The sequence below is a fragment of the Turneriella parva DSM 21527 genome, assembly GCF_000266885.1.
GTDB classification, from domain to species: Bacteria; Spirochaetota; Leptospiria; order Turneriellales; family Turneriellaceae; genus Turneriella; species Turneriella parva.
The window spans coordinates 3,013,935-3,033,791 of record NC_018020.1 but is presented as its reverse complement, the minus strand read 5'-3'; the positions used below and the strand labels follow the sequence as shown (position 1 = coordinate 3,033,791).

The 19,857-nt window shown below is 55.0% G+C and carries 17 protein-coding genes; 7 read left to right on the top strand and 10 right to left on the bottom strand.

Going from position 1 to position 19,857, the window contains the following annotated elements; all coding sequences use genetic code 11:
- Positions 1-3: 3 nt before the first annotated feature.
- The gene (locus tag TURPA_RS22085) at positions 4-942 is read right to left on the bottom strand and encodes a CE1 family esterase (RefSeq protein WP_014804043.1); all 939 of its coding nucleotides are present in this window, start codon (positions 940-942) and stop codon (positions 4-6) included.
- A gap of 79 nt (positions 943-1,021) precedes the next feature.
- Here TURPA_RS22085 and TURPA_RS14450 point away from each other — a divergent pair, with 79 nt between their 5' ends.
- Positions 1,022-2,371, top strand: a complete 1,350-nt coding sequence (locus TURPA_RS14450; RefSeq protein WP_014804042.1) for an adenylate/guanylate cyclase domain-containing protein — start codon at positions 1,022-1,024, stop codon at positions 2,369-2,371.
- On the opposite strand, the gene TURPA_RS14445 is transcribed toward TURPA_RS14450, so the two are convergent.
- Positions 2,359-2,835: a hypothetical protein gene (locus TURPA_RS14445; RefSeq protein ID WP_014804041.1), complete on the bottom strand. Its 477-nt coding sequence runs from the start codon at positions 2,833-2,835 to the stop codon at positions 2,359-2,361. The genes TURPA_RS14450 and TURPA_RS14445 overlap by 13 nt on opposite strands.
- Before the next feature lie 135 nt (positions 2,836-2,970).
- Here TURPA_RS14445 and purD point away from each other — a divergent pair, with 135 nt between their 5' ends.
- Both purD and TURPA_RS14435 read left to right on the top strand, forming a co-directional pair.
- Complete coding sequence (gene purD / locus TURPA_RS14440; protein WP_014804040.1) at positions 2,971-4,275, top strand: phosphoribosylamine--glycine ligase; 1,305 nt, start codon at positions 2,971-2,973, stop codon at positions 4,273-4,275.
- A gap of 9 nt (positions 4,276-4,284) precedes the next feature.
- Positions 4,285-5,103, top strand: a complete 819-nt coding sequence (locus TURPA_RS14435; RefSeq protein WP_014804039.1) for a hypothetical protein — start codon at positions 4,285-4,287, stop codon at positions 5,101-5,103.
- Here the strand turns inward: TURPA_RS14435 and TURPA_RS22080 are convergent.
- Both TURPA_RS22080 and TURPA_RS14425 read right to left on the bottom strand, forming a co-directional pair.
- Positions 5,051-7,213 carry an ATP-binding protein gene (locus TURPA_RS22080; RefSeq protein ID WP_014804038.1) on the bottom strand — a complete coding sequence of 721 codons (2,163 nt, stop codon included), beginning with the start codon at positions 7,211-7,213 and terminating at the stop codon, positions 5,051-5,053. The genes TURPA_RS14435 and TURPA_RS22080 overlap by 53 nt on opposite strands.
- 30 nt (positions 7,214-7,243) lie before the next feature.
- The gene (locus TURPA_RS14425) at positions 7,244-9,241 is read right to left on the bottom strand and encodes a tetratricopeptide repeat protein (RefSeq protein ID WP_014804037.1); all 1,998 of its coding nucleotides are present in this window, start codon (positions 9,239-9,241) and stop codon (positions 7,244-7,246) included.
- Between the two features lie 90 nt (positions 9,242-9,331).
- On the opposite strand from TURPA_RS14425, the gene TURPA_RS14420 reads away from it, so the two are divergent.
- Both TURPA_RS14420 and nadA read left to right on the top strand, forming a co-directional pair.
- Positions 9,332-10,057 carry a hypothetical protein gene (locus TURPA_RS14420; protein WP_014804036.1) on the top strand — a complete coding sequence of 242 codons (726 nt, stop codon included), beginning with the start codon at positions 9,332-9,334 and terminating at the stop codon, positions 10,055-10,057.
- A gap of 37 nt (positions 10,058-10,094) precedes the next feature.
- Positions 10,095-11,066, top strand: coding sequence for a quinolinate synthase NadA (gene nadA, locus TURPA_RS14415; protein WP_014804035.1), 972 nt, complete (start codon positions 10,095-10,097; stop codon positions 11,064-11,066).
- 21 nt (positions 11,067-11,087) lie between these two features.
- Here nadA and TURPA_RS14410 read toward each other — a convergent pair whose 3' ends face one another.
- A complete protein-coding gene (locus TURPA_RS14410; RefSeq protein ID WP_014804034.1) occupies positions 11,088-11,606 on the bottom strand; it encodes a PsbP-related protein in 519 nt (172 codons plus the stop codon).
- A 160-nt stretch (positions 11,607-11,766) separates the two neighbouring features.
- Here TURPA_RS14410 and TURPA_RS14405 point away from each other — a divergent pair, with 160 nt between their 5' ends.
- Positions 11,767-12,849: a hypothetical protein gene (locus TURPA_RS14405; protein WP_157210510.1), complete on the top strand. Its 1,083-nt coding sequence runs from the start codon at positions 11,767-11,769 to the stop codon at positions 12,847-12,849.
- 57 nt (positions 12,850-12,906) lie between these two features.
- Here TURPA_RS14405 and TURPA_RS22075 read toward each other — a convergent pair whose 3' ends face one another.
- The gene (locus TURPA_RS22075) at positions 12,907-13,593 is read right to left on the bottom strand and encodes a purine nucleoside phosphorylase YfiH/LACC1 family protein (RefSeq protein WP_014804032.1); all 687 of its coding nucleotides are present in this window, start codon (positions 13,591-13,593) and stop codon (positions 12,907-12,909) included.
- 3 nt (positions 13,594-13,596) lie between these two features.
- The gene (lepA, locus tag TURPA_RS14395; protein ID WP_014804031.1) at positions 13,597-15,408 is read right to left on the bottom strand and encodes a translation elongation factor 4; all 1,812 of its coding nucleotides are present in this window, start codon (positions 15,406-15,408) and stop codon (positions 13,597-13,599) included.
- Positions 15,409-15,566: 158 nt separating this feature from the next.
- Between lepA and TURPA_RS14390 the strand changes: the two genes are divergently transcribed.
- Positions 15,567-16,670: an aminopeptidase gene (locus TURPA_RS14390; RefSeq protein WP_014804030.1), complete on the top strand. Its 1,104-nt coding sequence runs from the start codon at positions 15,567-15,569 to the stop codon at positions 16,668-16,670.
- 47 nt (positions 16,671-16,717) lie between these two features.
- On the opposite strand, the gene fusA is transcribed toward TURPA_RS14390, so the two are convergent.
- The 3 genes from fusA to rpsL form a co-directional block, all read right to left on the bottom strand.
- Entirely contained in the window at positions 16,718-18,829 is a 2,112-nt protein-coding gene (fusA, locus tag TURPA_RS14385; protein ID WP_014804029.1) for an elongation factor G, read from the bottom strand.
- Positions 18,830-18,957: 128 nt separating this feature from the next.
- Complete coding sequence (gene rpsG, locus TURPA_RS14380) at positions 18,958-19,431, bottom strand: 30S ribosomal protein S7 (RefSeq protein WP_014804028.1); 474 nt, start codon at positions 19,429-19,431, stop codon at positions 18,958-18,960.
- Positions 19,432-19,458: 27 nt separating this feature from the next.
- Positions 19,459-19,833 carry a 30S ribosomal protein S12 gene (gene rpsL, locus TURPA_RS14375; protein ID WP_014804027.1) on the bottom strand — a complete coding sequence of 125 codons (375 nt, stop codon included), beginning with the start codon at positions 19,831-19,833 and terminating at the stop codon, positions 19,459-19,461.
- Between the last annotated feature and the right edge of the window lie 24 nt (positions 19,834-19,857).

Below are 19,857 nucleotides of genomic sequence, written 5' to 3'. Positions count from 1 at the left end.
TACTCAGCGTAAAGGCTTTTTGGGTTCGCGCCAAAACTGCCAGATGGCATCATTCAGGCTCAAAGAACTGCTCGCGCGCTCTGCCCCCGCGAGGCCCGCAAGCGCACCCGGCCACACATGCCCGTCTTCGGGAAAAACAATCAGCCGCAATTTGCCGCGCTCGCATGCATAGCGGGTGATTTCTGCGCCCTTTTCGTGCTTCGTTTTTTGCGCGACGCAGCCGTTGAAACGGCGCCAGAAGTCGACCGCGAACTCGACGGGCCGGCTTTCATCGTCGGCGAGCGGGCTTCTGCGATCGGGAACTCCGGTACCAAAGGGAATCGCCGGGTCTTTGCGCCCGTGCACGATCAGCATTTCGGTTTCGTGCGCCGGCCGGCAGTCGCCGTAATTGAATGCGCCGCCGATGTCGGCAAAACCCGTATAGATATCCGCTGCTTCACACGCGAGCAGGTACGCGAGCATGCCGCCTTTTGAGAAACCCAGGGCATAGATGCGTTCTCTATCCACCTCATATTCCTGAGTCAGGCGAATCGCGAGCAGCCGCAAAAAACCCAGATCGTCGACTTTGTTCTGCCATGCATAACCGCAGCAGCTGCCGGAGTTCCAGTTGAGAAAAGTTTTACTTTCTGCGCTCGTGCCGTTCGGGTAGACGATAATGAAACCTTCGCGACCCGCCTTTTCGGTGAGCGCTGTGAACTGTTCCAAATTTGCCGCGTCGCCCGGTGCGCCATGCAGTGCGACAACGAGGGGCAGACCCACTTCACTTTCTCGCCCCTGCGGCAGGCGGATTGTGTACGTTCTGTTGCGGCCCTGGTAGTGCAAGCTATATTCACCTGATGGCCTCGGCTTCTGCGCGGTGGCATTCGCTTCGGCAACGGCGCGGCATGCACCCGACATCAGCGCGAGCGCCAGAACCACCAGAGCTTTTGGGTTCGCCGGCATTTTCGTTAAAGCGGCGCCGCATGACTCAAGCGCAAGTAAATTTCGGTTGCCCCGACCGCCGCGACGAAAAGCTTTGTGCATGTTTTCACGTCTGAGGCAATTTGCCTGCGATATGCGCGCGATGCAGAGCGGTCAGCTCGAACCCGCGGTGCGCGATGCGCTCGTGCGCGAAGAAGAGAACGGGGCAAGGGCCCTGCTGGCTTTTCGCTTCGCGCTCTTCTTTGTGTTCGTGATCGCGAGCGCCACAGCACCCAGCGAACTCATTGACGTCATTGCGAATCTGGCCTTCTGCCTGGTCTATGCAGTCATCGTGATGATGCAATGGTACCTGCAGCGCAAGAATCTGCACCGGGCTATGCACCGCTTTAACTATTTTCTGATCACCGCCGACCATCTGCTGTTCGCGAGCCTTCTGTTTTTCTATTACAAAACTTATTCACCCGATAACTTTAACCATGCGATGAAATCGCCGTACATGGTGCTCATGCTGATACCGACGCTCACGACCATGGTGCAGTTCAGGCATACTTTGGTATTTTTCTCGGGGGTCGTCTTTGTCTTGATCGTCAGCTGTTTTTTCGCCTTTGCTCTCATCAGCGGGGCCCCGGGTACGAAATCTTGGACAAGCTATATTCTCGGTGATGCGCTGATCTACCCCGCGTGGTTAGGTCTGTGGTTGCTCTTGCCCCTGACGGTCACCTCGCTGGTCGCTTACGCCATATTCCGCTCGATTCGCATGGTGATGGCAATCGGCAAAATTGAGGGTGAACGCCGCCAGTTGTCGCGCTATTTTTCACCGGCGGTCGTCGAAGAAATCACCGCGGGCGGGTCGGCAGGCATGTCGCTTGCCGGCAGCGAGCGCCGCGAGGTCGCGGTGCTGTTTGCCGACATTCGCTCATTCACGGCGCTCTCAGAAAACATGGCCCCACACGAGGTCGCGTCGATGCTATCAGAACTGCGGCAAATACAGATGCAGGCAGTTTTCGAAAATGGCGGCATGGTCGACAAGTTTATAGGCGATGCGATCATGGCAGTCTTCGGCGCACCGCGCTCATCGGGTACATTTGCCCAAGACGTACAGAATGCCTGCGCAGCGGGCCTCGCGATGCGCGCCGCCCTCGCCCGTTTCAACGAAAAACGCAGCGCTGAGGGCAAGGCCCCGATACGCATCGGTATCGGCATTCACGCAGGCGAAGTTTTTGCCGGTAACCTCGGCGGTGAAGGCCAGCTCGAATACACAGTTATTGGCGATGTCGTCAACACCGCTTCACGCATCGAGCACCTGTGTAAGAAAGCCCAGGCCGATTTCCTGATTTCTGAAACCGTCGCTTCCCTCGTGCAGGACAAAATAGTCCACAGCAAAATTGGCCTCGTGAAAATTCGCGGGCGCGAGCAGCCGATGGCGATCCACAAGGTTCAGGGAACCTGAACAAACGCCGCCGCCGACCACGGCTCTTCGGGACGCTCAACGCGCGCGCGCAGCCCCACCCACTGTCCTGAAACAAGCGTGAGCGTGGTGATGTCGCAAATGGTCGAGCCGGTGGCATTGGGGCCCACCTGAATTGTACGCACGAGCCTGTATTCTGCCTGCTGCGGCACGCTGCAAAAACCCTGCGCGGCTGCAATGTCGGTCGACATATTCTTCGCGGCTGTTGAAACCGAAGCGGCGCTCGCGCCGGTAAAAACGCCGTATCCCGCAAAACCACCCTCGCGGTTGTCAGAGTAAAAACTCAACTGGTAGGTTTGTGTGGCGACGAGCGCAATCGAAAGGTTAATAGGGGGATTTATGTATTCGAGGGTCGGGTCGGCAACCTGCGCACAGCCTGCCGCCTGCGTTACGAAGCCTGCAATCAGCAAGAGCCGGGCCGCGTTATGTATGCGAGACATCCTCATTTTGTATCCGATGCCCCGGTGCCGAAGTTAGGATGTCAATCGATTTGAAGGCATGGGCATATTTCGGTCGCATTGCTATTGCCGTGTACTTCCCTAAATCTATTTACGCGCCGGCTGATTGCGAGAGTTGCACCTGTGCGCATTCTTATTTTGGGTTCTGGCGGGCGTGAACATGCGCTATACCGCAAAATCAAAGAGTCGAGCCATGCGAGAAAAGTTTTCGTGTGGCCGGGTAATGGTCTGATACCTGCAGAAGACAGGGTTCGATCGAAAGCTGTGGCCGATAGCTTCACCGAACTCGCCGAATTCATTACGCGCGAGAAAATAGATTTCACCGTCGTGGGTAACGAGGCCCCGCTCGTCGCCGGGGTGCGCGATTTTCTGAAAGATCGATTTCCCGGTCACCCGGTCTTCGGCCCCGACGCTTTGGGTGCGCAACTCGAAGGCTCGAAAGCGTTTTCTGACGACTTCATGCGCGAGGCGAAAATACCCCATGGCACGAGTGTCATCGCCGATTCGCTCGCTGCGGCCCTGGCCGCGCTGCCCTCACAAGATCTGCCGCTCGTTCTCAAAGCTGACGGTCTGGCTGCCGGCAAAGGTGTGAGCATTCACCACGATCTGAAATCGGCTGAAGAAAAGCTCAAAGAAATTTTCGATGGGCGTATTTTCGGCGATTCGGGTAACCGCGTGCTTTTGCAAAAATTTCTGCACGGCACTGAAGCATCGCTCTTTGCGCTCTGCAATGGGCGGGAGGCAATGTTGCTGCCGGTTGCGCGCGACTATAAGCGCGCCCTCACAGGAGACCTCGGTGACAACACCGGCGGCATGGGCGCATATTGCCCCGGTGAACATCTGACCGAAGCGCAGAAGATCTACGTCCATGAAAAGATTATCGAACCCGTTCTGAAAAAATTCGCCTACCGCGGCCTGCTTTACGTCGGCCTCATGATACGCAGCGAACGGGCCGACGATCTTGCGGTGGTCGAGTTCAACTGCCGTTTTGGCGACCCCGAAACGCAATCGATTCTGCATCTGATCGAGGGTGACCTGCTCGAATACCTGCTGTGGACAGACGACGCGCAGCCGCAGAATTTTCCGCTGATCAAAGCGGGTTCGGCAAGACTAGTGCCCTACCGGCGGGGCTCGGTGGTGAATGTGGTGCTCGCCGCGAAGGGGTATCCCGGCGCCATTGCCAAAGACATTCCGCTGGTGTTTCCAGAGCCCTCTTCGGCAGAGCTGCATGTGACGGGTGCAGGTATCGAAAGCCAGGGCGGCAAACTGCTATCGACCTCGGGACGCATCGCCAACGTGGTCGCCTGGGGCAAAGACCGAGATGATGCCCGTGCGCGTGTTTACGCATACCTCGAAGAATTCTCAAAAGCGAACAGCACCGTGACCGATCGTCTCTATTGGCGCGAAGATATTGCCGCATCGGTGTGAAAGCAGAGAATGCAGTCTCTGGGTGAAATATTACGCCATGACGATGCGCACTACCTCAAATACCTTTCGCGCAAGACGCAGTATCTCATAACCCGCGACAAGAGCGAGTTCATTCACCGCTTCTGGCAGCACCTGATCGTCGAATACCACCCCCGTCTGGTTCTGCCCCGGCTCAGCGCCACCGACAGAAAAACCTTCAACACACTTTTGAAGCAGTTTGCGCATGATACGCGCAGCGCAATTAAGCCTCGCTACCAGAAGTTAGAGAATAAGATTCCGTGGGTGCTGCAGCACCCGCATGGCGGCTACTTTATCCCATACGAAATTATTAAAACCCTGATGCCCCAGAACAACCTTGTGCCGCAGGGCCACCTGTTTCAGCTTCTTTACAAAATGCCCGAGGTAGAGCAGCAGTCGCTGCGCGCACTGCTTGCCAGGTCGCACCGTTCGCGCGAAGCCCTTAGCCACGAGAAACACCCGCTCGACCGGGCCCTGGCGATTTACATCTGGGCCGCCGACCACCACCCGGTGCGATTGAAGCTAAAGGCCCCGACGCAGACGCGCAGTGTATGGCAGGCTTTGGCTGAGAAGTTTCCCGCGCTCGCGGCAGAAATCGACGAATGGCAGTTTATTATGCAAAACGGCAAGCGCGGCTTCTACCGGTCGCTGATGCTGCTGCGCGGCGCTGAGGTGCTGAAGACCTTTGTGGCAACGATGCAGATTGTGCCCGTGGCCACACGGCGCAACCGCGTTTTTCCCGCGGCGAACCTGCGCTTCAGCGTTCCGCTTGAGTTTCAGCCGGACAAAACTGCACGAGAGAAGCGATAAGCTGGTCGCGCCGCACCGGCTTCGCGAGATGCGCGTCGCAGCCCGCCTGCCGGGCAGCTTCGACATCGTCGGCCATGGCATTTCCAGAAAGCGCGACAATCGGGGTGCGGGCTTTACCGCCTTCTGCCTCTCGCTTTCTGATTTCGCGCGCCGCTTCGAGTCCGTCAACTTCGGGCATTTGAATATCCATAAAGATCAGGTCAAAGTTCTCGTGGCTGAACTTTTCGATCGCCTGCGCACCGTTTTCAGCGATCACGACCCGCCCGACGAGGGTCTGCAGGTTTTCTGTCATGAGCATTTGGTTAATTTCATTGTCTTCGGCGACCAATATGCTGAGCCTAGCGAGGTGCTCAGGCACGCCGGGGCCCTTTTCACTGGTGACCGTTTCGAGTCTCGCCGAGACCTGCGGCAATGCCAGCGTGCACATGAAGGTCGTGCCTTTGCCGGGTTTACTGCGACAACTCAGCGAACCACTCATGAGCGAGGCGAGCCTCAGAGCGATACTCAGGCCGAGCCCGGTACCGCCATAAAGCCTTGTCGTCGACTTTTCTGCCTGTTCATACGCAGCGAAAATGCGGCGAATATGCTCGCGTGAGATGCCGATGCCGGTATCGTGTACATAGAGGCGAACCTTGTCAGAACCGGGTGTGCGGCGCAGCCGCAGCGTCACCTGACCTGCCTCGGTGAATTTCAGCGCATTGCTCAGCAGATTTACGATGATCTGGCGAATTCTCGTCGCATCGCCCAGAACTCGGGCACCGGCAGTGGGTGCGATTTCAACGACGATGCGGCTGCGCTGCCTCTGTGCCTTTTCGGCATAAAACAGCTGCAGGTCGGCCAGCATCGCTGCGAGATCCAGTTCGGCCGATTCGAGCGTCATGCGGTTTTTCTCGATCTTTGATATGTCGAGAATGTCGTTGATGATCTGCAGCAGGCTGTCGCCCGAATCGCGTATCAGCTGCAGATAGCGCCGCGAATCGGCATCGGTTGAACGGTCACGCAGAAGGTCGGCGATACCCAGAATTGCATTCAGCGGATTTCGTATCTCATGGCTCATGCTCGCCAGAAAATCGGCCTTCGCCTGGGTACGCCGCTCGGCATCGTCTCTCTCTAAACGGGCCCGCAACTCTTTATGCCGAATGGCAATGATATCAGAAAAAATCTCGGTACGCTCGTCACGAATCTGAAACGCGCGGCGTGCCTTTATGGCGGCGAGCTTGCCATCAATAAAGAGCCGCAATTTTTGTAAGGTTCTCAGCTGGTCGCGAAAAAAGTACATCATCAACATGAAAACTATCAATCCCACCAACAAAAAAATGACCGCGATTTCGATTGCCGTCTTTTCAACCGGCTGCATCGCCAGCGCATAAGGGCGCGCGAGGTACACGAGCAGTGGCAGGTCGCGCAGCCTGTAGCGTGCGACAATAAACCGCGTACCCCTGATCGTCAGGTCTTGCACGCCATTGATCTGGTTTTCCCAGAAAAGCTTGTGAATGCCTGCCTGCCAGTCGGCCGGCACACGGTATTCTTCTTCGATTGTATTCGAAAGAAAAGGTTGCTCATGCGCATTGTAGAGAAATATGCGGTCGTCGGTGCCGATATTCGGCGAAACATCGAGCAGCTTAGAGAGAAACGCCGCTTCAAAAATCAGGTAGAGCCTCTGCCGCTGCCGCTCAAGGTATAGAATCCGGGGAAATCCTTTTTCGCCGTCGATATAGAATTCGACGAGCGAAGCTCCGCCGGCGTCTGACGCCAGCCAGGCCTGCACGTTCAGCCGCACCGAATCTGGCACGGGCAAATCGTATGCGGTGGCAAAAGCCCCCCGCGACACCAGGTGCAGGTTACCCGGCTGCAGGTCTACCTTGTCTTTGAGAAAGGTGCGCACCTCGAGCGAAAAGGCATGCGCGCGCAGATAAAAATTCTGAAACAGCGATTCGCGTTCGCGCTCGGTGCTTTGTGTGACTGAATAGTAGCTTAAGCCCAGAAAAGGCAGCAAGAAAAACACAGTCATGATGACTGTGCCCTTCAGCCAGAGCGGCAGGTACCGCCGGCCAAGCCGACGTTTAAATCGAAATGCGATGCTGCGATATAGCCGCCCGAGCGGCTGCATACGATGCGTTAGAGCCGCGAGCGGCGGGGTCTATCCATTTTCAAGGCGGTCGGCCACCGACCGGCGGTTCTGAAACGCTTCTGAGTTGGCCGGGTCGAGCTCGAGCGCCCGGTTAAACGCATCGAGCGAGCGGTTGAGCTGGCCCTGCTTAAACCAGATGATTCCCATCAGTGTATGCGCGCGTGACGCAAGCGGCACCGAACGCACTTCTGCGGTAATGAGCCGCAGCTCTTCGATTGCTTTATCTTGCGCTGACATTGTTCCTTCGCGCATCAGCGCGCGCGCGAGCATAAAGCGCGCTTCGTCGGCCGCGGGTCTCAGCTGAATTGCCTGTACGAGCAGCGGATAAACAGTCTGTACCGGTCTTTCAGTTTGCAGCATCGCATCGGCCTGCGACAGCAGCGTATTGTAGCGCACATTCGCATCGGTCGACTGAGATGCCTTTTCGTAATATTGCATCGCCGTGTCGTATGCCTTGCGCTTCATGTAGAGGTCGCCGAGCATCTGCGAGGCAAAGTAGGCATCGTCGCTGCGGCGATTCGGGTGATCGCTGAGCCGCTTGAGAGCCGCTTCAGCTTCAGTGAGTTCGCCCAGATTCAGATAGAGCTGCGCCTGCCCTTTCAGAACTTTCAGATTGTCAGGGTTAATCCGAAGCGCTTCTTTGTAGAGGCTCACGGCCCGGTGCGCCTGCCCGTTCTGCACATGCGCTTCACCCAAGAGAACCAACGCGTCTTCGTTCAGCATGTCGAGCTGGTGCGCCGACTCGAGCGCCTGTGCTGCGTTGCGGTAGTCCCTGAGCCCCATGTAGACCTTACCCAGGTTATACAGAGCCTGCGCCTTTTCTTGCGTGCGCGGGCTTGATTCGTAGAACTCGCGAAAAATCTGAATTGCGGGCGCCCATTTTGCCTGCGCGACAAGCATGTCGCCCATCTGCGACAAGATAACCGGGTCTTTCGGCGCTTCGGCGAGCGCGCGCCGCAGCGCGGCTTCGGCGAGGTCTGGCTTGCCGAGCTCGGCGTAGAGTCTCGACACATACATATAGGTCTGCGGATTTTCACTGCCAAGCTTTATCGCTTCGCCCAGTTCGGCAAGAGCGCGTTCGTTTTCACCCGTCTGGTGCAGAATCAGCGCAAGATTGTAATGGTACTTCGCATTGCCCGGCGACAGGGCGACTGCCCGCTCAAAATAGTATTTTGCGTTCGGCAGGTCGCCCTGCGTTGCGTGTAGCATACCCAGTTGAGTCGCCGCTTTGTATGCGATTTCACCGGCCGACGCACCGTTCAATGCATCGAGAAAAGCTGCTTTTGCCTCGGCGAACTTTCCGTCTTTTTTATAGACCATACCCAGATTGTAATATGCCAGCGGGTCTTTTGAGGTTTCGATCGCCTGCTTCAGCGTCGACTCAGCACCTTTGAGATCCTGATTCTGGTATTGTAGCTGCCCTTTCAGATTCTGTGCCTCGACAAGATCGGGCCGCAGCTTTTGCGCGTTTTCGAGCGCAGACAGCGCTTCACGGTAGAGCCCTTTGTGGCGTAACGCAATCGCAAGATTGTAATGCGCGTAAAAATTCTGGCTGTCAAACTTGATTGCACGGCCAAAAAAGTCCGCCGCGAGATTGAACTTGCCTTCATCGTCGGCCATGATGCCGAGGTACGTCAGCGCCATGCTCTTGACATCGTTCGGTTTTGACGATTCAACCAGCTGCTGAAACTCTGCCTGAGCGGGCTTCAGGTAGCCGCGGTTATACATCTCGACGGCTTTTCTCAGTTCGGCGTCTTGCGGCAGCTGGTCGGGCGCCATCTTGCGCGAATTGGCGTCTTCAAAATCAGATGATACCTTAAGGCGCGTCTGGTCGAGCGTCTGCTTTTTCTGCCACAGAATATAATATACCCCGCCGGCAATGAGCGCGATGAGCAGCACCACAGCGGCCGAGAGCAGCAGGGTTTTTCGGCGACCAGAATCGCCCTCACCCCGGTACCGTGGCGATTCGAAATCCCCTGAATCGCTGATGTCTGTAATTCGCGCCATGTATCATTTTCGGCGATATTTTTTCTTTTCCATAGTGGGATTTATGGACGATACGTAACTTAAGCGCTTAGCCGCGCCATTTTCAGAACCATGAGAAATAAACTCGCCATTAGCATACTTTGCGCCTGTCTTGGCGCTGGTACCCTGGGTGCGACAGTGCCGCTGATCGATGCCGTGAACACGCAAACCGCCGTGACCCTGAAACGCGGCGAATTTGACGTCGCTGTCAGCGCCTACGATGGCGGTGGCCTTCTGAACCGCAACATTCTGGGCGTGCATGACAATGTCTATCTGGGTGTCGCCTTCGATGCCGAAAATGCCATTGGCGAGAACAACGCCCGATTCAATATTCCCGGGGTTCTCGGCAAGGTGAAACTCACCGACGGCTGGCAGGATTTCCCGATTCTGCTCGCAGTGGGTTACGATGCGTTCTATGCCGGCAGGCGCGGCAAGGCGCAGAACGAAAACCCGTACAATCGTATGATTCTGGGCCCCTACTTTACGGTTACCAAGCCCATATATCTTTTCGGGCAAGAGCAACACCTGCACACCGGTATTCGTACCCCGATTCAACCGACGTATACCCCCGAAGACACCGAACTCTACTTTGGTCTCGATTTTCCGATAGGCCAGTTCGTGCCGATTTTCGAGATTCAGCGCGTGTTTTTCGACAGCAATCGGCTCAAAGAAACACTGTTTAACGTGGGTCTGCGCTTTGATTTTTTCGACCACCTCGCGTTCGAAATCGACTTCATGATGGGCATCGGCCAGAAAACCAATCGCATGATTGTGTTTGAATACCTCGATCGGTTTTGAGGTTTGTCATATTTCAGCCGGCTCTGCTGGCTGAAGCATGACAAACGAAATAATTCAGAAATGGCGAGAGGGTGCGGGTAAGGTTTACCTGCCCGAAGAGCTCGACGCGCGCGAACCGCTGGTGCGCGAAATTCTTGAGCTCAAAAAAGAAAAGAATGCCATAATTCTGGGCCACAACTACATGACTCCCGACGTCTACCACGGCATTTCAGACGTCGTCGGCGATTCACTCGAACTGGCGCGCCGCTCGAAAGAAAGCAATGCTGACATTATACTCTTTAATGGGGTTCACTTCATGGCCGAAACTGCCAAGATTCTGAACCCGTCGCGCAAGGTGCTCATCGCCGATCTGAAAGCCGGTTGCTCGCTCGCCGAAAGTATGACGGGTGAAGACGTGCGGCAACTGCGGCGGCAGTATCCGGGTGTGCCGATTGTCTCGTATATCAACTGCACGGCAGACGTGAAGACCGAAGTCGATATCATCTGCACGAGCGCCAATGCTGTCAGAATCGTCGAGAGCCTCGATTCAGATACCGTGCTCGTCGTTCCCGACGGCTATTTAGCACAGAACATACAGAAACAGACAAAGAAGAAAATTATTCCCTGGCCGGGTAAATGTATGGTACACGAGCTCTATACAGAATTCGACGTCGACGTGGCACGCAAGAGCTTTCCGCAGGCGAAGATAATCGCTCACCCCGAATGCAAAGAGACCGTTACCGCAAAGGTTGATTTTACAGGTTCGACTTCACAGATGGGCAAATACATTCGTGAATCGGGTGCCGATCAGGTTCTGCTCATGACCGAATGTTCCATGGGCGACAACCTCAGGGCTGAGTTTCCCAAAGTGAGCTTCATTTCATCATGCCAAACCTGCCCGCACATGAAGAAGATTACACTCGAGAAGGTGCGCGACGCTCTGCGCGACGAAAAATACGAGATTGAACTGAGCGACGACACGATAAAGCGAGCACGCGCGTCGCTTGACCGCATGCTCGCCGTTGTCTGACGGGGGCTTTCAGAGCCGATTTCAATTCAGAATCTTAACAGAATCAGCGATTTTGATCGCAACGTCTTTATATTTATCCGTAGCAAGATCGGCGAAAGTTACCGTGACGGCATAGACAACTTCTGCCTTGCGCAATACCATAATGAACTGGTGAATCTTCTGCCCTTCGTGGTCGAGATCGTAATAGCCCGCAGAACCTTCGTCAGCGTTCATGTTTGCCAGATCGTCGGCAGGGGCATGGCGCTTGTCTTCGGGCAGCTGGTTCACGTGGGTTTCACCGATCTGCTTTTCGACTTCTTTCAGAAACGCGTCGGTCGTCGTGCCGGCTTCAACGTCTGCGCGAATTACCTGCACCATCGCCAGATTGTCTTTTGTCGCCAAAGTGACGTTGGTGCCTCCCTGATTGACGGTCTTTTTCCAGCTGCCGGGATGCTGAATTGTAAACTTCGCTTTGCGGTCAGTGTGCGTGCGCATTGCGTCGGCAAAAACGAGGCCGCCCACTGTGGCAATCGCACCCGCTATCAAAAACATTTTTTTCATGATACCTCTCTCTTTTGGGGAAAATTACCCCGCGCCCGTTTCCCCTGGCGGTGCGTGACGGTTACCCGTGCGGCACCTTGCGCGCGCGCCGCAAAAAATCAATCAGTTTCGTGCAGGGCTTGGTGTTGACGGGCAGGCAGGTTTTGCGCGCTCTGCCTTTGTGGTCAAAGCCCCCACCAGACATATGCGCCATGTTTTGTGCAGGGCAGCACTTGCCGTTGCATTGATAAATCCCCCTGTTGCGCAGGCCTCGACTGACATAGATCACCTTATATTTACTTCGCAGAATAGAAATAATTTATGTGCAGAAGCTGCGATAAACGCGGCAACCCTCATCAACAAGGCAGAATTTCCCGAATGGCAGGTGACCCGGGCATGGTCTCGGGAGTGTGCCGACAGCGACGAATGGAAACTCTACCAGCTCGCATTCGAACCCGATGGGTCAGCTGAAGCGCCCATCGATCGAAGGCTCAAGGCTCGCCTCGATGCTGCTCGCCGTGGCGACACGCTGCCCGATGCCTTCAGAGAACTGCTGCGCAGCAAAGCTGAAGCGGCAACGGTGACGACCGAAGACGGCAAAATCGTCAGAGCCTGGCTCATGAATGGCTATTTTGCCTACACGGCTGAGCTGAAGGCCGCGCGCGGGGGTAAACTGCGCGAATGGGCGCACGAAGACCTGATCGAACGTTCTGATAACCTGGCGTATGAGATGTCTGTTTCAGGCGGCACCTGGTTGCCCTCGAACAACCTTGCGCGCCTCGGTAACCAACCAAGCATCGGCATGCTGCTGTCTCTTTCGCTGATGAGGATCTCCATCGGCATGAAACTCGATTTCCGTTTTGGTGAATCGCCCGGGCCTTACGCCTACTTTAACCCCAACAGCAATTCGCTGCAGCAGACCAGCCGCGTGAACTCTCTTTATATGGGCTGCGATCTGCGTTATGATTTTCTGCGGTTTTCGGCCTTCTCGCTGCTCGCATCGCTCGGTGTCGGCTACGACAACCTCACCCACTACGCTGCTACTCGCTATTCGGGTGAAAAGCCCGCAATGAGCGATTCATTTAGCATCGCGCCAGGTTTAGTGATACGCTACCACTTCGATGAGCAGCACACTATATTTGCCGACGTTTCGTTCTACCGGCATTTCGTCGGCTTCGATGTCGCACCCGGTGCTGATTCGCTCTCGGGCGGCTATTCGACGATTCTTTTTGCAGTGGGTATGAAGCTACTGACGGTCGACTAACAGGTTCGCGAAAAAGAAACCTGTTAGCAGTCATGCATGAGCTTTTCCGGAGCCTGCTTATGCATGCCTTGCGATTACCGCAAAATTTCGCAGTTTGTCACCCCGCCGGGCAGAATACCATTCGGTCGAGGTGAATGTATCGGCCACATGCAAATCAATCTGTGGCTCACCGATCGAAAGAGCTCTAAGCTGTTCTTTAAGTGCATAGAGCAGGTCTAAAGAATATTTTCCATTGGGTCGCTGCCTGCTGGCGGCCGCAGAAAACTGCGAGGCGACCTCGTGACCCACTTCATATGAATCTGCAGCTATACAAGGCCCGACGAAAAACTGCAGGCAATCCCTTGCGGCCCCTTGATCGGCGCAGAGTTTTGTCACAGTTTTTGCGACGATGCCGGCTGCAAGGCCGCGCCAACCTGCATGCACGGCAGCGATAAGGCCACTCTGGCGGCAACAGATCAATATCGGAATACAATCCGCCGTGCGAATCACCAGCGCTGTGCCGGGGTCGCGCGTGATCATCGCATCACCCTCGCCCACGAGTTTAATGCGGGCGTCATCCGCACTGACCTCATGCACCTGGTCGCCATGCACCTGTTCGAGGTAGCGCAGCGCCGAAACAAATTCGAGAGAATTCAGAATCTCGTTATACGTCTCGGGTGAATTGACGCCGAACCCTGCACGCTCGGCACCATAGAAGCGGGCTTCGATTACACCCGCAGAGGTTTCATGCCGCAGCCGCAGCAAGTCTCAGTCTCCGGTTTTGAGTACAGAGAGAAAAGCTTCTTGCGGAATTTCAACCGAACCGATCATCTTCATGCGTTTTTTGCCTTCTTTCTGTTTGTCGAGCAGCTTACGCTTGCGGCTGATATCCCCACCATAACACTTTGCGGTGACGTTTTTTCTGAGCGCGCTGATGGTTTCGCGCGCAATCACCTTGCCGCCGACAGCCGCCTGAATCGCAATCACAAACTGGTGCTTTGAAATGTGCTCTTTGAGCTGCTCGATCACCTGCCGCCCGCGCGTTTCGGCCGCCGACTTGTGTACGATCATCGAGAGTGCGTCGACTTTGTTGCCGTGCACGAGAATATCGAGCTTAACCAGCGTGCTTCTGCGGTATTCGGCGAACTCATAGTCGAGGCTCGCATAACCCCGCGAAACGCTCTTAAGCCTGTCGTAAAACTCAAAGATCATTTCTGCGAGCGGCACGAGGTATATAATCTGTACGGTTGTGGTGTCGAGATAGTTCATCGACACATTCTCGCCCCGCTTGTCGGCGAGCAGCTGCAGAATCGCGCCCATGTGTTCGCTCGGTGAAATAATCGCAACCTTGACATAAGGCTCTTCGATACGGTCAATGTCACCGGGATCAGGAAACTCCGCCGGATTATTGAGCGTCATCATCGGCTTGTGCTGAAAATAGATGTGGTAAGTGACCGACGGCGCGGTTGTCAGCAGCGCAAGACCAAACTCGCGCTCGAGGCGTTCTTGCACAATTTCCATGTGCAAGAGGCCGAGATAACCGACGCGAAAACCAAAGCCGAGCGCTTCAGAGCTTTCGGGTTCGTAGATCAGAGCCGGGTCGTTCAGCGCAAGCTTATCCATCGACTCTTTCAGCAGCGGATAGTCATCGCCATTCACCGGAAAAAGGCCAGAGAAAACCATCGGCTTCACTTCTTTATATTTAAACAGCGGTACCGACGCAGGCTTCGCCGCGAGCGTGATCGTATCGCCGAGCATCACTTCAGCGACGTTTTTGATGCCGGTAACGACATAACCCACCTCACCCGCTTTGAGCGAATCTTGAGGCACAAGGCGCAGCTGCGAAATGCCGATTTCGTTTACCGGGTGAACCCCGCCTTTGCGCATAAAGCTGATCTGGTCGCCCTTCTTGATTTCACCGTCGAAGACGCGGATTTTTTCAACGACCCCGCGGTATGTGTCGAAATACGCATCAAAGACCAGCGCGCGTGCCCCCTGAGCCGCGTCTTGCTCGCGCGGGGCGGGTATCTTGTCGATAATCGCCTGCATCAACGCTTCGACATTAATGCCCGACTTACCCGATACGGGCACTGCGTCGGTTCCGCTGAGGCCCAGCGATTTCTCGATCTGCGCGCGCGTCTTTTCGACATCGGCAGACGGCAGATCGATTTTGTTGATGACGGGCAAAATGTAGAGATCGGCTTCGAGCGCGAGGTAGAAGTTGGCCAGAGTCTGGGCCTGCACCCCCTGCGTCGCATCGACGAGCAGCAACACTCCCTCGCAGGCAGCGAGCGAGCGCGAGACTTCATATGTGAAGTCGACGTGGCCGGGGGTATCTATCAGGTTAAAAAGGTATGTCTCACCGTTTTCACCTTTCCAGTAGAAGGATGCAGAATTGCTCTTGATGGTGATACCGCGCTCGCGCTCGATATCCATACTGTCTAAAATCTGATCTTTACCCGTGCGCTCGTCTGTCAGTTTACCCAGCGCGAGTAACCTGTCGGCGAGCGTGCTCTTGCCGTGGTCGATATGGGCAATGATCGAAAAATTGCGTATGTGCGAACGGGGAATATCGGGCATGTGAACGTCTTTTCCTGAGAAAAACTCTCTCGCTGGCTCCGTAAGCCCGCTATGAGTTTCCTTTTTCAGTAAACTGATAGCACTTTCAGGGATTTTTGACCCGCGGTAAAGGGATAAACGACTGACAGCTTCGCGGCAGACCAACCCTTGGTTGCGGCATGAGCTCGAGGCGACGGCGTATAACGATATTGATCTTTCTGATCGTGCCCGCTGTGCTCATTGGGGTCAACTGGCGCTGGTTACCCTATTTGTACCAGCTCGCCAAACACCAGAGTAAAGTCATACTCTACAAAGAGCCTATCGCCGAAAGGCTGCTCGCTACCAACTTGCCAATGGCCGAACGCAGGGCCCTGGAATCGACGTTAAAAATACGGGCTTTCATCGAAAAGCATTACGCGATCACTGACTCAAAAAGCTATAGATCTTACTTCGCGCTCGGCCGCGCCGAGCTGGGGTTCAACATCACGCTCGCCCCCGCCTTTTCCCTCAAAGCCGAATCATTCAACTTTTTTCCCTTTGGCAAATTCGACTATCTGGGCTTTTTTGACAGAGATCTTGCCGAAGCGTGGGCGCAGAGGTACCGCGAAGCGGGTTTCGATGTGCACATCTCTGAGATAGGCGGCTATTCGACACTCGGCTGGTTTGAAGACCCGCTCTATTCAAGCCAGCTCGACTGGGGTGACTATGGTCTTGCCAGACTGCTCGGCCATGAAATCGCGCACGAACGCCTCTATTTCAAGGGCGACACGACGAGTTCAGAGCTTTTGGCTTCTTTCATTGAACGCAAGATAGCGGCCGATTATCTGATAGCCGAGGGTCAGCCCTTTCCCGATGAGCGCGAACAGGCGCGCGCACAGGCCAAAGCAAAAGAATTCTATGGCCTGATAGATGCTCTGAAAGCGCGGCTCGAAGATTTGTACAAAACCGACCTGCCCGCTGCGAAAAAACTCACCGAAAAGCGCGCGGTGTTTCGGGCCTTTCAAGACGTTTTAAAGAAGCGCCAGAGCGAATTTGCGCAGGTGGGTGCAGCGCGTGAGCTAGCGCAGCGCCCGGAAATCAACAATGCGACGCTCATTCAATTCAGGCGCTATGCGGCAGTCAATGCCGCTCTGCAACGGACCTACGACGCCTGCCTCAAAAAGCCTGAAGGCAAATATGTCTGCTGGTTCTCTGAGCTCGACAAATTGCAGAGCTGCACCCCTGAAAAAAGAAAGGCATGGCTGAGCGCTGCCCAGGCAGCTGCTGCACCATGCCCTGATTAACCGACTCTGCTTGCCTCGCGGTAAAAATCCGCTGTACAAACGCCGGTCTATTTCTTCGCGGCGGCTTTTTCTGAAATTTCTTTCGAGATATTGGGCGGCACTTCTTCGTAGTGCTCGAACTGCATCGAAGATGCCGCACGGCCCTGAGTGATACTGCGCAGTTCAGTCGCGTAACCGAACATTTCGGCGAGTGGCACCAGCGCTTCGATCACACGTGCATTACCACGCTGGTTCATCGCGTTCACCTTACCGCGGCGGCGGTTGAGGTCACCAACAACATCGCCCATGTAATCTTCAGGAGTCGTGACTTCGACCTTCATGATCGGCTCGAGCAGCACGGGGCCGGCTTTGCGGCACGCATCTTTAAACGCCATTGAACCTGCGATCTTGAACGCGAGTTCTGACGAGTCGACATCGTGGTATGAACCGTCAAAAAGTTCAACTTTAACGTCGACAACGGGGTACCCCGCCATTACGCCCGAACCTAGTGCCTCTTCGATACCTTTGTTTACCGGCTGAATGAATTCACGCGGGACCGTGCCACCGACAACTTTGTTTTCGAATACATAACCGCCGCCGGGTGGCAGCGGTTCGAGACGAATCCAGACGTGACCATACTGGCCGCGGCCGCCGGTTTGTTTGATATATTTGCCCTCTTGCTCGACTTTCTTGCGGATTGTTTCGCGGTAGGCAACCTGTGGTTTACCGACGTTTGCTTCAACTTTGAATTCACGCTTCATGCGATCGACGAGAATCTCAAGGTGCAGCTCGCCCATACCCTGAATAATTGTCTGGCCCGTTTCTTCGTCTGTGTGCACGCGGAAAGTCGGGTCTTCTTCAGAGAGACGGTTGAGCGCCACGCCCATTTTTTCCTGATCGCTCTTGGTTTTTGGCTCAACGGCAACCGCGATAACGGGCGCCGGGAAATTCATCTTTTCGAGAATTGCCGGATTTTCTTCTAAGCAAAGAGTATCACCCGTCGTCGTGTCTTTGAGGCCTACCGCAGCAGCAATTTCGCCTGTTGCGACTTCTTCGATATCTTCACGCGAGTTTGCGTGCATCTGCAACAGGCGGCCAATACGCTCTTTCTGGCCTTTTGTACTGTTGAGTACATATGAACCTTTTTTGAGCGTGCCTGAATAAACACGAAAGTATGTCAGCTTGCCGATATACGGGTCGGCCATGATCTTAAACGCGAGCGCTGCAAACGGCTCAGAGTCGTCTGCCTTGCGAATCAACGCAGGCTCTTCGGTTACTTCTTGATCGAGTTTGAATGCCTTCACCGGAGGTATGTCGAGCGGGCTTGGCAGGTACGCGACGACTGCATCGAGCAGAGTCTGCACACCCTTGTTTTTGAATGCCGAACCGCAGAGCACAGGAAACATTTTCATGCCGATCGTGCCTTCGCGAATACCGGCAACCAGATCTTCTTTTGAGAGCGTGCCCGATTCGAGGTATTTTTCGGTCAGAGTATCGTTGACTTCGGCAACCGCTGACACCAGAATATTGTGGTACTCTTCTGCCTGCGCCTTCAGATCTTCAGGTATGGGTTTACGCTCAAATTTAGCGCCGAGCTCTTCGCCCGACCAGATTACGGCGTCCATCTGCACGAGATCGATCACGCCGACAAAGCCCGACTCTACGCCGATTGGCAGCTGAATGCACACGGCATTCGCGCCCAGACGGTCTTTCATCATGCTGACAGCACGAAAGAAATCCGCACCCATACGGTCGATTTTGTTCACGAAGCAAAGGCGTGGTACGTGGTAGCGGTCGGCCTGGCGCCACACGGTTTCAGTCTGTGGCTCAACGCCCGCAACGCCGTCGTAGCAGGTTACCGCACCGTCAAGAACGCGCAAACTGCGTTCAACTTCGACCGTGAAGTCAACGTGGCCCGGGGTATCGATAATGTTAATCTGAATTTGTTCACCTGCGAGGTCTTTCCAGAAGCAGGTGGTCGCCGCTGAGGTAATTGTGATACCGCGCTCGCGCTCTTGCTCCATCCAGTCCATCGTCGCTGCACCTTCATGCACTTCACCGATCTTGTGAGACTTACCGGTGTAATAGAGAATACGCTCTGTTGTTGTTGTTTTGCCCGCATCGATGTGCGCCATGATACCAATATTGCGGAGTTGTTTGAGGTTTACTTTACGTGCCATTATTTTTTCTTCTTGTTAATTTTTGATTTTGAGAATGATTGTCGAATATTCAGTTGTTGGGCACAAACGGTGGCTCACAAAGCAGCCACCGTCTGCATGCATCGATTCTGACGACGCATCTGGCAAGATTACCAGGCGTAATGAGAGAATGCGCGGTTGGCTTCGGCCATGCGCTTGACTTCTTCTTTTTTCTTCACGGCGCCGCCGTTATTGTTCACGGCATCCATGATTTCATTCGCCAGCTTATCTGACAGCGTTTTGCCCGAGCGGTCACGCGCCGCGCCGACGAGCCAGCGAATTGCCAGCGACTGTTTGCGGGCAGGATAAACCTCTACGGGAACCTGGTAAGTCACGCCACCCACGCGGCGTGATTTTACTTCGACCTGTGGTTTAATGTTTTCGATTGCCTTGAAAAACTGCTCGATGCCCGCGACACCGGTCTTCTGCTGAACGCGCTCAAGCGCGTCATAGAAGAGCTGTGATGCGGTCGACTTCTTACCATCAAGCATCATCGAATTGATAAATTTCTGGGCGAGTATACTGTTGTGTACGCCGTCACCGTTGATTTCGCGGGTGAGGCTCTTAGTTCTGCGTCGTGCCATTGTTCCTCTTTAAACCTGTTCTGCCGATTAAGCTTTCGGTCGCTTCGTGCCGTACTTAGAGCGCGCTTTGCGGCGCTTGTCGACACCGAGTGTATCGAGCGAACCGCGCACGATGTGATAACGCACACCGGGAAGGTCTTTCACCCTGCCGCCGCGCACGAGCACAACCGAGTGCTCTTGAAGGTTGTGGCCTTCTCCGGGAATGTATGCCGTGACTTCAACGCCATTCACCAAACGCACGCGCGCAACTTTACGCAGCGCCGAGTTGGGCTTCTTGGGGGTCGCCGTCATAACGCGGGTACAAACTCCACGCTTCTGCGGGTTCGCCCGCAACGCCGGAGACTTGGTCTTCGTCGTCATTTTTTCCCGGCCGAACCGGATCAACTGGTTAATTGTTGGCATACTTTTCCTTAAGTGGGCAGAGAT